The sequence below is a fragment of the Flavobacterium sp. FlaQc-57 genome, assembly GCF_044007395.1.
GTDB lineage: Bacteria > Bacteroidota > Bacteroidia > Flavobacteriales > Flavobacteriaceae > Flavobacterium.
Map to the genome: position 1 here is coordinate 254,285 of NZ_JBIPDA010000001.1, position 14,240 is coordinate 268,524.

Sequence of the window (14,240 nt, forward strand, 5' to 3'; positions counted from 1 at the left end):
AAATCTGAAGTCTAAAATTATCGATTATCACTCATAACCTCAGATTTATTCTGAGCATATTCATAACCTTGCTCCCACCATTCTTTCATCACTTCTTTATTAAAAATAAGTGCATTATCTGTCAGTTTGGTTGGCGTGTAATATAAGTTAAGCTTTACATTCTTATTATTTGCCATCAGTTTTCCTATAGCAATGTCATGTTTTTCGACCTGATCTAAGGCAATTCGGAATAAATCGATCATCAATGAAAACGGATTTTTACCAATAACGGTTTTGTTCATATTGACTTCCGTTTCCAGAATAATAACATCAATTTCGGTTGCGCCACGATTAATAGCTTCACGAATAGGAACCAAACTTGAAAAACCTCCATCGCCATATTCAAAATTATCTTTCTCGACCAAACTCATAAACGGAACATAATTACTGGATATCCAAGACCACTCGCAAAATTCCTCATAAGTACAATCTTTTATTGATTTATACTCTGATTCGTTTTTAGTAAAATTAGTAACCGTAATTATTACATCATTATTCAGTTTTTTAAGTTTATTAAAATCCGAAATAGAAAAATTATTCTGTATATATCTTTTCAAACCTTTACTTTCACCAAAAGTTCTTTTTCCTTTAAAAAACTGACGCAATACATTGAAATGGTTAATTGTTACAATATCTACTCCATCTTTAGTTTTAACCACAAAAGGGCAAATATTAAAGATACTTCCCATGGTAACATTAGTATAAACTGAGTGAATTTTCTTTATATGACCCAACGCCAAATGTGGTATAAGCAAACTCCCGGTAGAAGTTCCTATAAACAAATCGTATTCGTGATTTTTTTCTTCTATTAGGTATTGCGCCACACCGCCGGCAAATGCGCCTTTACTTCCTCCACCAGAAATAACCAATGCTCTCATATACTTATTGTAGGTTTTTGTTTTGTTTTTAGAAAGAAAAGAAAATAGAACAAAGAATAAAGACTTTTTACAATCGTTAAATCTTTGCTCTAATTTCTTTGCTCTAATTTCTTTATTCTATTCTCTTTATTCTATTCTCTTTATTCTATTCCCTTTATTCTATTCTCTTTATTCTATTCTCTTTATTCTTTCAACAAACGATTCAATTGAAATTGTTCATCGGGGTTCAAATTAGGCAAAATTCTTTCAAACGAAGCACGTAATTCTGAATTTTTTAATAAAATCCGAATTGTATCTCGACCGTATTTTGAAAATTGCCACATATGATGCGTAGTTGCATTTACTAAATTAGACAAAACCTGATCGTTTATAATTTTAAAAGATATTAGTTTTTCCAATGCATTCTGTCGCGTAGTTGCTTCATACTTTGTAGAAGAGAAAGCAATTAATTCTGAAACCAAAGTTTCTGAATTATCACTATAATTTGGAGTTGATAACGCTAGTGAAAGCCAAAGTGTCCGAAGATTATAATCGCTGAATCCAATCCAATTTTTAGATTTGTTTAAATAATCTGTTCGATGATCCGGAAAATTTTTCCATAAATAGTACAATGCAATTTCCTGTGTTTGATAAGATTTATCATCTAGTAAGGTTTCATATGTTGTTCTAAAATCTTCAGGAATTTTTGCTAATGAGCCAGCAACTGCTTGTCTAACTTGTATGTCATTGGTTTGTAAAGCAATTAATAATAGCTCTTTCTTTACTTCATATTTTTCAACTTCCAATTGATTTACAATTGCTTCTTTTACAGAAAAATAAACATCTGATTCTAAAGTCTTTTTTAAGAAATCTTCTTTCTCAGCCAAAGCCGTTTTCTTTAGTTTATCAACCTCCAAACGAACCTGAATCGCTTTGTTTTTGCTCAATAACGTATTTGCAGTTGGTGTATCGAAAACAGTCGATTCTAACCACGTTTTTTGAAATTTATCTAAATCAAAATCCGATACTTTTTTTATCTCATCAAAGAAATTTTGAGTATTTACGGTTTTGTATGCATACTTTTTTAGATAATTTTTTATTGCTTTTTTAAACGCTTTATCACCAATAGATTCGTGTAAAACAAACAGTGCCCAAGCCCCTTTTTCATAAAAAGTCAGCGAACTGGCTTTAGCATTCAAAACTGGAACTGCATCGGTTCTTGAAGCAAATTTTATCTGTTGCGCTGTATCGTATAGTTTAGCATAAAAATAATCATCGCCATAAATATCTCTTTCGGCCAAAGCGGCAAAATAAGTTGCAAAACCTTCCTGAAGCCAATGATGCGTGCTGCTTTCGGCTGTAATTAAATCACCAAACCAATGGTGCGCCAACTCGTGTGCATCAACATTGGTATAATTACGATCTTCAAAACCAATCGAATCAACAACATAACGTGTCGCAAAAAGTGTTGCTGTCGTATTTTCCATTCCCGCATACAAAAAATCACGAACCGGAATTTGTCTGTATATTTTCCAAGGATATTTAACTCCAATTTCTTTTTCCAAGAAATCAAAAATACGTTTTGAGTATCTGTAAGTTGGCTCAAAACGATTTGCGTCTTTATTTTCTAAATAATACTCTAACGGAATTTTAGATTTTGCTTTTAACGCTGTTTTATCATATTTTCCAATTGCGAGCATTAACAAATATGAGCTCATTGGTTTTTCCATTTCATATTGCCAATGAAATGAATTTCCGCTTGCATTTTTTTCTTTTAAAATACCATTTGAAACTACTTGATATTCCTTTTCATAAGTAATTCCCAAATTAAAAATTACTTTTTCGTTGACATCATCAAAACTAGGAAACCAATTGCTTGTGTATCTGCCTTGTCCTTGCGTCCAAATTTGAACATCTTGATTTTCAATATCTACAAAATACAAAGCCTGTTTTGGTTGAACTGTATATCCAAAAGTTAAATGATGTTCTCCTTTTTGAAAATTACTAATGATTTGTAATTGTTTACCTGAATTAACAAAAACAACCTCTTTATTATTAATTTGAACTTTTGAAAAATCCATGCTTTTGGCATCGATCTTAATAGTATCTATTGGTTTTAAAACTTCAAATTGATAATCAACCGAACCCGAAACTGATTTTTCTTTGGCATTAACAGACAATTGTCCTGAAACCGATTTAAAATCGACAAATTGGGTCTGTTGTGCGAAAAGAAAAGTAGTAAATAATAGAAAAATGTATTTCATCGAAAATAATTTGAAGGCAAATTTCAAAGTTACAAAGGTTTCACCAACAAATCGAATGAAATTTGTAAGTTTACCACAGAAAATTATAACAACGTGTCAACACCAAAAAAAGCCTTATTTAACTGGAGCAGCGGAAAAGATTCTGCTCTGGCTTTATACAAAATTCTGCAAAATCTTGATTTTAAAATTGAGTGTTTATTGACAAGTGTTAACCAGCAATTTCAACGAATTTCGATGCACGGTGTTCGCGTTGAACTTTTAGAAGCGCAGGCAAAAAATATTGGTTTACCATTAAAAATCATGCAGATTCCAGAAATGCCAACAATGGAAGTTTATGAAAATGTAATGACTGAAACTTTAACTGAATTAAAAAACAAAGGTGTTACACATTCTGTTTTTGGTGATATTTTTCTCGAAGATTTACGTCGATATCGTGAAGAACAATTAGCGAAAATAGGTTTTGAAGGAGTTTTTCCGCTTTGGAAAATTCCAACACAAAATTTAATTCAGGAGTTTATTTCGCTTGGTTTTAAAACGATTGTCGTTTGTGTAAACGAACGTTATTTGGATAAGAGTTTTGTTGGCCGAATTATCGATCAGGATTTCATTAATGATTTACCGGAGAACGTAGATGTTTGTGGTGAAAACGGCGAATTTCATACTTTTGCTTTTGACGGGCCTATTTTTTCAGAACCCGTCAATTTTGACGTTGGTGAAATTGTTTATCGCAAATATGAAAAGCCAAAAAACGAAGATTCATCTGATACAGCTTGTGACACAAGCGCCAGTGATGCATTTGATTTTGGATTCTGGTATTGTGATTTGATACCTAAAAACTAAATTAGACAATTAGAAAATGTGTCAGTTTGATAATTTTAGAACGTTCCATAATTATCTCATTTTCTAATTGACACATTTTCTAATTTTCATTATACATATTAAGCAAATTCGTAACCGTATTCCAGTTTCTTATTGTTGCTGTTACATTCAATTTTTTCTCAATGTATTTTTGATCAAATCTAGTTTTTCCTGCACCTACCGCGTATTTAATAAAAATTCTATTGCCATCAATACTGGCTTCGTCTGGCTTAAACTGACTGATTTTAAGATCATTTATATTTTCGCTTTTAAGCGTAATTGACACAAAAGCTACGTATAATTTTTTAGTATCTATTTCTTTCTCTTTCAAAAATGGACTGTTTTTAAAACACAATTCTAAATCTTCTTTAGTAATTACTATTGTAGGAACTTCGTGTCCGAAAACTTTAAAAATTTCCTGCTTGATCATAAAACCAACTTTCGATGCGCTTTCTTCATCAGTGTCCACAAAAACATTTCCCGATTGAAGATAGGTTCTCACATTTTTAAAACCAATATTCTCCAACATTGTTTTCAATGCTTCCATCTTCATCATATTGTGACCAGAAACGTTGATTCCTCTTAAAAGTGCTAAATGTGTTGTCATTTCTTAAAATTTTATCCTCCAAAGATATTATTTTCTAAACTTTAAATTCCCTCATTTTCAAATTTCCTAATTAAAATCTATCTTCGCTTTTTGAAAGAGAAGAGATCATAGAACAAAGAAAACAGACTAAAATGTAATCTCAATTTTCTTGGTTCTATTCTATTTTCTATTAATCTAAGAAGTCTAAAATCTAAAGATCTAACTATCTAAAAAATAATGTCTAATAATCTCCTTGAAACCCCAATTGAATACTTAAAAGGTGTTGGCCCGAGTCGCGGTCAATTGCTTCGTAAGGAATTGGGTATTCATAAATACAGAGATTTAGTCAATTTTTTTCCGAATCGCTATATTGACAGAACGCGTTATTATAAAATAAACGAACTTCAAAATACGGGCGCGGAAGTTCAGATTATTGGAAAAATCATCAACATAAAAACGGTTGAATTTGCCAAAAACAAAAAGCGTTTGGTTGCCACTTTCGTTGATGATACAGGACAAATCGACTTAAACTGGTTTCAGGGTCATAAATGGATTCGAGAAAGTTTAAAACTAAATGAAGTTTGTGTGATTTTTGGTAAATGCTCGCTTTATGGAAGCCAATTTAGTATGGCGCATCCTGAAATTGAATTGCTAAGCGAACATGAAAAAAGTCTTCGATCAGCAATGCAGCCCGTTTATCCTTCGACAGAAACACTAACTAATAGAGGAATTTCGAACCGAACCATTAATAAGTTAATGGAGCAATTGTTCCTTGAAACTCAGGCTTTATTTACCGAAACTTTTCCGGCTTATTTGATTGAAGAATTAAAACTTATCTCAAAAAGAGCAGCTTTATTTAACATCCATTTTCCTAAAAACACCGATACTTTAGCGAAAGCGCAATTCAGATTAAAATTCGAAGAATTATTCTTTATTCAATTGCAATTAATCACTAAAAACCTGATTCGAAAACATAAAATAAAAGGACATCCGTTTACAAAAGTTGGTGAGTTTTTTAATGAATTTTATCAGAATCATTTGCCTTTTCAGCTTACAAACGCGCAAAAAAGAGTGGTGAAAGAAATCCGTTCAGATATGGGAAGTAATGCCCAAATGAACCGATTATTACAAGGAGATGTAGGTTCGGGAAAAACTATTGTGGCTTTTTTAAGTATGCTCTTAGCGATTGACAATGGTTTTCAGGCTTGTTTAATGGCACCGACTGAAATTCTTGCCAATCAGCATTTTATTGGTTTATCAGAATTAGCGGAGACGTTAAACATCAACATAAAAATATTAACCGGTTCAACCAAAATTGCAGCACGAAGAATCATTCATGAAGAATTAGAGAATGGAAGTTTGCATATTTTAATTGGTACGCATGCTTTACTTGAAGATAAAGTAAAATTCAATAATTTAGGCCTAGCCGTAATTGATGAACAGCATCGTTTTGGCGTGGAGCAAAGATCTAAATTGTGGAAGAAAAATGAAATTCCGCCACACGTTTTAGTTATGACCGCCACTCCTATTCCGAGAACTCTGGCAATGAGTTTGTACGGTGATTTAGATATTTCGGTAATTGATGAATTGCCTCCAGGCAGAAAACCAATTCAGACCGTTCATCGATTCGATAGTAACAGATTGAAAGTATGGAAATTTCTTCGGGATGAAATTGCTTTAGGAAGACAAATTTACATTGTTTATCCGTTGATTAAGGAATCTGAAAAAATGGATTATAAGGATTTAATGGACGGTTACGAAAGTATTTCACGTGATTTTCCGTTACCTCAATATTCGATTTCAATTCTACACGGAAAAATGAAACCTGCGGATAAAGATGCTGAAATGAAACGTTTTTCTGAAGGAAAAACAAACATAATGGTGGCGACAACTGTAATTGAAGTTGGTGTTAATGTACCAAATGCAAGTGTCATGATTATTGAAAGTGCGGAGCGTTTTGGTTTATCGCAACTTCATCAGCTGCGTGGTCGCGTTGGTCGTGGTGCTGAACAAAGTTATTGTATTTTAATGACGAGCCATAAATTAAGCGACGATAGTAAAACCAGAATGGCAACAATGGTACAGACCAACGACGGTTTTGAAATTGCCGAAGTAGATCTTAAACTTCGTGGACCCGGTGACTTGATGGGAACACAACAAAGTGGTGTTTTAAATCTTCAAATTGCTGATATTGTGCGTGACCGAGATATCTTAAGTTTAGCTCGTAATTATGCTATGAAAGTTCTAAAAGAAGATGCCCCGTTACAAAAACCAGAACACGCGATCTTAAAAGCTGTTTTTATCGAATTGACAAAAAAGAAAAATATTTGGAATTATATTAGTTAAGGAGCTAAGGTTCTGAGATGTTAAGATTCTAAGTTTTAGTATCATATTTTAAAACTTATTACTGCTCTTAGTATTACTGGATTGCGAAAAAAAATTTAAATAAAAAAACAGACTAAAACACTTAGAAACTTAGCGCCTTAGTTGCTTAGAAACTAAAAAAAACTTCATTGTAACAAACCTCAATACTCAATAACTTTTATCTTAGGTGATTAGATTTGTTGGGGGACAAATTTTTAAGTTTGAATATTTAATTTCGTACAATGAAGTATCTTGTTTGGACTAATTTTATTTTTTAGGCGATGCTTTTTTTTCAAAAAGACCGCTAAAAAGTCCTTTGCTTATTTTATTTTTATCATCTTTTCCTGTAGCAATCAGATGATCAATGTATTCCATATATGTTTTTTTGCGTTCTTCCAGAAAACCAATCAAATAATCTTCAGAAGCGCCTACTCCGCTGACTTCCTCGATATGCAAGAGCTTTTTGTATAACGGATCTATAAACTTTGTAATAATTTCTTCAGGAACTGATTTTCTTGTACCAAAAAAACCTGCAATTTCTCCATCGTTATCAGCAATAATCTTAAAATCGGTTACTACCCAATAGAATCTTCCAGTTTTCGACATATTTTTTATAATGACATGAATATTCTCACTCGATTTAATACTATCCCATAAGAATTTAAAAATTACTTTAGGCATATCAGGATGACGAACTATATTATGAGCGTGGCCAATTAATTCATGTTCATCATAACCAGAAACATCTATAAAATCTTCATTTGCATACAAAATGGTTCCTTTTGTATCCGTTTTGCTTAATAATACTTTAGTTTTATTCCAATCAACTTCTCTGTCTGATGGAGTTGGGCGAGTAATTCTGGTATCCATAAATCTTCTATTTAAAATTAATGTATTACATTTTGCGTATAAATTAAATTCCTTTAAAGTATTATTCTACTCAGTAGTTGATCTCTTAGTATTTAATACCAATTTTCAACTTCTGCTATTCGTCGATTTAACATGAATATCGTTGACCAAATCGTCTATTTTCTTAGTACTTTCTCGCATCATTTCTAAGTAGCTCAATAATTTGTCATTATCAGTATGCCCTTTTGAAACATCAATAAGCTTAAGTACTGAACTTACCGGTAATTTTAAATCTAAAGTTGTTCTGTGAATAAAATCATTATACTCTTTTGTAGCAGTCATTGAGCTGTATTTAGCAGATGCTAATTTGATATTCTCTAACTCATATTCATCAGAGATTTTAGAAATATGATTTTGACTGTGTTCTTTAAAATAATAAGCCCAATATCCATTCATAAAAAACACTACTGCTGCCAAAACAACGTGTATAAGAAATGTTTCTAAATCAAAATTCACTTGCGAAAAATACAATTGTAATCCCTTTGGATCATTAAAAACGGTATTTTGCATATAAGCCAAAGCTCCGTGATGCAGCACTACCAAAAGTGTAAGCGGAATTTGCAGTTTCCAGTTCTGGTAAATAATCAAGATTGTACTCGCAATAAAAACGGTAAAGTGCATCTCAAACAATCCGTGCATTTGATAAATGTACTGCGCCATAAAAATTGCCAAAACTACTGACAACACATACTGATAAAAATTAGAGTTTTTAAAGAAAAATTTTGCTGAGTAATACAACAACAAATTTAAGGTTCCGACTCCTACTCCAATCTCAAACGTATCATACTTAAAAGCTAAGGCAATCCCGAGAAAAAAGTAAATAGCAAGAACGTAATTAATTATTATATCTGATTTTTGCGTCATCGTAGACATAAAATTGTGCAGATAATCTTGTTCATTCAAACTGGCTTTTGTTTTCATAAATTAAAGAATTAGGTTAAGAAATAGATTTATTTAGTGCATTTTGGTAATGAACATCCGTAAGCTCGGAGAGCTAAAGCATCAAATGAAGGGGACTGATTTTGTTTTAATAATGAATCTATTGCCATTTGGGCATAATTGCTATCTGCATTAGTGCAATACCTGGTTTTATTGTAATTTCCACGATAGTATAATTTTTGAGAAGCATCTATAAGAACAGCTTGAGGAGTCGAGAAAACACCACAGCTTTTTGCAATACCATCATCAAAATAAACGGGAATTTTGGCGTCAAACTTATTTTGAATTTCTGCTATTGTAAAAGTTTTCTCTTTATTCAATACCACAATTTTAAAATTGATTCGATCGCCGTACTTTTTAATTAGTTCAGTTACGTGAGGAACGTTAAAGCGTGAACAAGGGCAATCAGGATTAAAAAAGTGTATAAAAATTGGCTTGCCACCACTCACACAACATTTTAAATCAACCCTACTTCCCATGGCTATATCATGATAATTTTTAGGAATTGGTGTAGGCAAACTATATTTAAATTCATTCTGCCAAAACAAAGCCGAAATTGCAACAAGTAATAAAGTAAACCATAATCCAGCAAGTAGTTTTTTTATCATAAAAAGTAGTTTTGAGGTTACCGAAACGAAAAATGTCTAAACAATTGTTAATTGATTTATTTTATTATTTAAAAAAATTAACTTAAAAACAAATAAAAAACCTACACATATTCCCGCTTAACCTTCAAAAACATTACTATTCGCACAAAAAAACTATCATTTTGTTTAAGCTTATCAATGTTACGAATTAAATCGATAAAGTGCAAAATAAATCGGACAAAATACCTTAAAATATTTATTTATCAGTTTTATCTTAGTTTCAGTACACGTAATTCTACTTTATTTGTGCGTAAAAACCTAAACAACAATCCCTTTTGGCAAGTATAAATAGTAAACTGCATTTCTTCCGATTAACTAATTAATTTTTTTTTTTCAACCCACATTAAACCATTGTGAAGAAAATTAGTCCAACTTAAATCATAATTTAAAATTTGTACGTACAAGTGTTAAATAAAAGACTTAGCTCTTTCGTTTTCGCTTCAAAAAGTTAAATTTGTGAGCTTACTAAATTATATACCCAAAAATACATTTACCTCAATTTTATGAAAGTAAAAAACCTAGTTTACGCCCTATTAATCATTGTTATAGGAGGATTTATTGCCTACAGAGTCGTATCAAACAAGAACAAAAACGACGAATCAAAAAAATCTGGAGACAAAGGAGCTCCAATAACAGTTTCAGGAATTGTAGTGAAAACTTCTACTTTTGACAATAATCTATCTTTATCCGGATCTATTGAAGCAAACGAACAAGTAGAAATTCATAGCGAAGTTTCAGGAATTGTAGAAGGAATTTACTTTAATGAAGGTAGCAATGTAAACAAAGGTCAGGTACTTTTTAAAGTTAATGATATCGAATTAAAAGCGCAACTAAGACAAGCAACAACAAAAGAAGGTTTGGCAGCTGAAAACGAAAGAAGAGCCAAGCTATTGCTTCAGAAAGAAGCAATTAGCCAGGAAGAATTTGATGTTGCAAAGGCAGACCACGCATCGGCGCAGGCGCAAAGCCAATTAATTAGAGCGCAAATTTCAAAAACATCTGTTAAAGCCCCTTTTTCAGGAAAAATTGGTTTACGTTCTATTTCACCCGGAACTTATATTACGCCAACTGTTTTGGTAGCAAAATTGGTAAATACCGGAAAATTAAAAATTACATTCTCTATTCCTGAAAAATATGCATCGCAAGTAAAAACAGGATCATCAATAGATTTTACAGTTTCTGGTTCAGATAAGACCTATTCAGCAAAGATTTATGCAATCGAACCTGAAGTTGCTGTTGCTACACGTACTTTACAAATTCGAGCAATTGCTGATAATATAGACGGAAAACTTTTCCCGGGAACTTTTGCTGATATAAAATTACCGTTAAATATCATCAAAGATGCCATTGTTGTTCCTTCTCAAGCCATTGTACCGGTACAAGACGGTAAAAAAGTATTTATTGCCGATATGGGAAAAGCAAAAGAAGTTATGGTTGATGCCACAACTAGAACTGACTCTTCAATTTTGATTTTATCAGGATTGAAAGCTGGAGATACTTTAATTACAAGTGGTGTTATGTCATTAAAAAATGAAGCTCCCGTAAAAGTTACTGTAAAATAGTTATAAAGTCATAAAGTTGCAAGTCTTAAAGCCGAAAGTCATAAGACTTGAATATAGATATTAGACATCTAAAATCTATATCAACAATCTAAAATCTAAAATCTCACATGAGTTTATCAACAACAAGCATAAAAAGACCTGTTTTAACCATTGTACTGAATCTTCTGATTATTTTATTCGGTTTCATTGGTTATACTTTTTTGGGTGTAAGGGAATTTCCTTCGATTGACCCTGCGCAGGTTTCTATTAGAACAAATTACACAGGAGCCAATTCTGATATTATAGAATCTCAAATTACAGAACCACTTGAAAAAGCCGTAAATGCGATTGACGGAATTAGAAATATAACTTCTTCAAGTAATCAAGGAAGCAGTAATATTACAATTGAGTTTAATCTGGATAAAAATCTGGAAGAAGCTGCAAATGACGTTCGTGACAAAGTATCACAAGCCGTTAGAAGTTTACCGCAAGACATTGATGCACCGCCGGTTGTATCTAAAGCTGATGCTGATAGTGAAGCTATTATCTCGATGACAGTTCAAAGCGATACACGAAGTTCTTTAGAATTAAGTGATTATGCTGAAAATGTAATTTCGCAACGATTAGAAACAATTCCGGGTGTTAGTGCTGTTCAAATTTGGGGACAAAAACGCTACGCTATGCGTTTATGGATTGATCCCGTAAAATTAGCCGCTTATGGCTGTACTGTTGCCGAAGTTCGTGATGCCTTAAATGCGCAAAACGTAGAATTACCTTCGGGAAAACTAACGGGAAATAATACAGAACTTACTGTAAAAACCATTGGAAATCTTTCTAAACCAGAAGAATTTAATAATATTATCATTCGTACTGATGGTGATAAAATCGTTCGTTTGAGCGATGTTGGAGGTGCTGAATTAGGACCTGAAAACTTAGAAACAAAACTAAGCCAATCTGGATTACCGTTAATTGGTTTGGCAATTGTACCAATGCCGGGCGCCAATTACTTAGATATTTCAAAAGAATTTTATAAAAAATACGAAGCTTTAAAGAAAGATCTTCCAAAAGATATCAAATTAAATATTGCACTTGACAACACAATTTTCGTAAAGAAATCTGTACTTGAAGTTGCTGAAACTTTAGGTATTTCGATTATTTTAGTAATCATCATTATTTATTTATTCTTTAGAGATTGGGCGATCGCTTTCAGACCTTTAATCGATATTCCTGTTTCGTTGATTGCTACATTTTTCATTATGTGGCTTTTTGGATTCTCTATCAATGTATTGACATTATTAGCCATTGTTTTAGCAACTGGTTTGGTCGTCGACGACGGAATTGTAGTAACTGAGAACATCTTCAAAAAAGTCGAAGAAGGAATGTCACCAATTGAAGCAGCAATCAAAGGTTCTAATGAAATTTTCTATGCTGTAATTTCGATTTCGGTAACATTAGCGGCTGTATTTTTACCTGTAATTTTTCTGGAAGGTTTCGTAGGCCGACTCTTTCGGGAATTTGGTGTCGTAATTGGTGCAGCTGTATTAATTTCTGCCTTTGTATCCTTGACTTTAACACCTATGTTAAATGCCTATTTGATGAAAGGCGGCGAACAGAAAAAATCGAAATTCTACATTAAAACGGAACCATTTTTCGAAAAATTAAATAGCGGTTATGCTGATGCATTGAATCGTTTTATGGATAAAAAATGGATTAGTTTTCCGATTTTAATTGCCTGTTTTGGATTGATTTATTTGTTTTTCACAATACTTCCAAAAGAAACAGCACCATATGATGACCGAAGTTCTGTAACAATGAGAATGACAACTCCTGAAGGATCTTCTTATGAATACACAGATCGTTTTATGCAGGAAATTTCTAAATTAATCGATGATTCTATTCCAGAGAAAAAAGTTAGTTTAGTGATTACTTCTCCCGGATTTAGTTCAAATTCAGTAAACTCCGGATTAGTACGACTTACATTAAAAGATGTCAGCGAAAGAAAAGCATCCCAAAAAGAAATTGCCGATAAATTAACTAAATGGACAAAAAAATATCCAAGCGCAAAAACGTCGGTAACACAACAACCTACAATTGCTGTAAACAGACGTGGAGGTCTTCCGATACAGTACATTATTCAGGCGCCGACTTTTGAAAAACTAAGAGAAAAAGTTCCTGTTTTTATGGATGAAGTAGGTAAAAGCGATGTATTCTCTACAACAGATGTAAATTTAAAATTTAATAAACCTGAAATAAATGTAAGTATCGATCGTGCAAAAGCCGAAAGTTTAGGGATTTCTATTATCGATATTGCGCAAACTCTGCAGCTTTCTTTAAGCGGACAACGTTTTGGTTACTTTATTAAAAACGGAAAACAATATCAGGTTATTGGTCAATTTGATCAAAAAGACAGATCTAAACCTTTGGATTTAACTTCGATGTTTGTAAAAAACAAAAAAGGTGAATTGATTCAAATGGATAACGTTGTTAATGTTGAGGAACAAAGTAATCCTCCTCAATTGTACCACAATAACCGTTATATGTCAGCGACAGTTGCTGCCGGTTTAGCACCAGGAAAAAGTATTAGTGATGGTATTGCCGAAATGGATAGAATTAAAGCTAAAGTTTTAGATGAAAGTTTTACAACTGATTTAAGTGGTGAATCGCGCGATTTTGTTGAAAGTAGCTCTAATACTTCTTTCGCTTTTGGTCTGGCTTTACTATTAATCTTTTTAATTCTTGCGGCACAATTCGAGAGCTTTATTGATCCGCTTATTATTATTTTAACTGTGCCAATGGCGGTTGCGGGAGCTTTATTCTCGTTATGGTTATTCAATCAAACCTGGAATATTTTCAGCCAAATTGGAACCGTAATGCTTATTGGTCTGGTAACTAAAAATGGTATTTTGATCGTCGAATTTGCGAATCAGTTACGAGAACAGGGAAAACCAAAATTAGAGGCAATTCTAGAAGCTTCAGAAGCTCGTTTACGCCCCATTTTAATGACAAGTTTAGCAATTGCTTTAGGAGCTTTACCAATTGCAATGTCACTTGGAGCAGCGTCTACAAGTAGAATCGGAATGGGAGTTGTTATTGTTGGAGGAACTATTTTCTCATTAGCTTTAACGCTTTTTGTAATTCCTGCGATTTACTTCATGTGGTCTAAAGAAAGAAAGCATTATCCGGAATTTGACCATATTGAAGAATACGAAAGAGAAAGTAAATAATTTATTAGCCAA

10 protein-coding genes are annotated in these 14,240 nt (G+C 32.6%); 4 read left to right on the plus strand and 6 right to left on the minus strand.

The features are described from left to right. Positions 1-17: 17 nt before the first annotated feature. Positions 18-917, minus strand: coding sequence for a patatin family protein (locus ACHRVZ_RS01185; RefSeq protein WP_395420226.1), 900 nt, complete (start codon positions 915-917; stop codon positions 18-20). Positions 918-1,099: 182 nt separating this feature from the next. Beyond that, complete coding sequence (locus ACHRVZ_RS01190) at positions 1,100-3,160, minus strand: M1 family metallopeptidase (protein ID WP_395420228.1); 2,061 nt, start codon at positions 3,158-3,160, stop codon at positions 1,100-1,102. Between the two features lie 93 nt (positions 3,161-3,253). On the opposite strand from ACHRVZ_RS01190, the gene ACHRVZ_RS01195 reads away from it, so the two are divergent. Continuing rightward, positions 3,254-4,000, plus strand: coding sequence for a diphthine--ammonia ligase (locus tag ACHRVZ_RS01195; RefSeq protein WP_395420229.1), 747 nt, complete (start codon positions 3,254-3,256; stop codon positions 3,998-4,000). 79 nt (positions 4,001-4,079) lie between these two features. Here ACHRVZ_RS01195 and ACHRVZ_RS01200 read toward each other — a convergent pair whose 3' ends face one another. Beyond that, entirely contained in the window at positions 4,080-4,625 is a 546-nt protein-coding gene (locus ACHRVZ_RS01200) for a DUF1697 domain-containing protein (RefSeq protein ID WP_395420230.1), read from the minus strand. Between the two features lie 216 nt (positions 4,626-4,841). Between ACHRVZ_RS01200 and recG the strand changes: the two genes are divergently transcribed. Beyond that, positions 4,842-6,950 carry an ATP-dependent DNA helicase RecG gene (gene recG, locus ACHRVZ_RS01205; RefSeq protein WP_395420231.1) on the plus strand — a complete coding sequence of 703 codons (2,109 nt, stop codon included), beginning with the start codon at positions 4,842-4,844 and terminating at the stop codon, positions 6,948-6,950. Positions 6,951-7,235: 285 nt separating this feature from the next. Here the strand turns inward: recG and ACHRVZ_RS01210 are convergent, their stop codons facing one another. The 3 genes from ACHRVZ_RS01210 to ACHRVZ_RS01220 all read right to left on the minus strand — a co-directional run bounded on the left by ACHRVZ_RS01210 (position 7,236) and on the right by ACHRVZ_RS01220 (position 9,424). Next, positions 7,236-7,838: a PAS domain-containing protein gene (locus ACHRVZ_RS01210; RefSeq protein WP_395420232.1), complete on the minus strand. Its 603-nt coding sequence runs from the start codon at positions 7,836-7,838 to the stop codon at positions 7,236-7,238. 105 nt (positions 7,839-7,943) lie between these two features. Further along, on the minus strand, positions 7,944-8,798 hold the full coding sequence (locus tag ACHRVZ_RS01215) for a hypothetical protein (protein WP_395420234.1): 855 nt from the start codon (positions 8,796-8,798) through the stop codon (positions 7,944-7,946). Between the two features lie 29 nt (positions 8,799-8,827). Then, positions 8,828-9,424, minus strand: a complete 597-nt coding sequence (locus ACHRVZ_RS01220; protein WP_395420235.1) for a TlpA family protein disulfide reductase — start codon at positions 9,422-9,424, stop codon at positions 8,828-8,830. A gap of 542 nt (positions 9,425-9,966) precedes the next feature. Here ACHRVZ_RS01220 and ACHRVZ_RS01225 point away from each other — a divergent pair. Both ACHRVZ_RS01225 and ACHRVZ_RS01230 read left to right on the plus strand, forming a co-directional pair. Next, complete coding sequence (locus ACHRVZ_RS01225; RefSeq protein WP_395420236.1) at positions 9,967-11,025, plus strand: efflux RND transporter periplasmic adaptor subunit; 1,059 nt, start codon at positions 9,967-9,969, stop codon at positions 11,023-11,025. 107 nt (positions 11,026-11,132) lie between these two features. Then, positions 11,133-14,228: an efflux RND transporter permease subunit gene (locus ACHRVZ_RS01230; RefSeq protein WP_395420237.1), complete on the plus strand. Its 3,096-nt coding sequence runs from the start codon at positions 11,133-11,135 to the stop codon at positions 14,226-14,228. Positions 14,229-14,240: the final 12 nt, after the last annotated feature.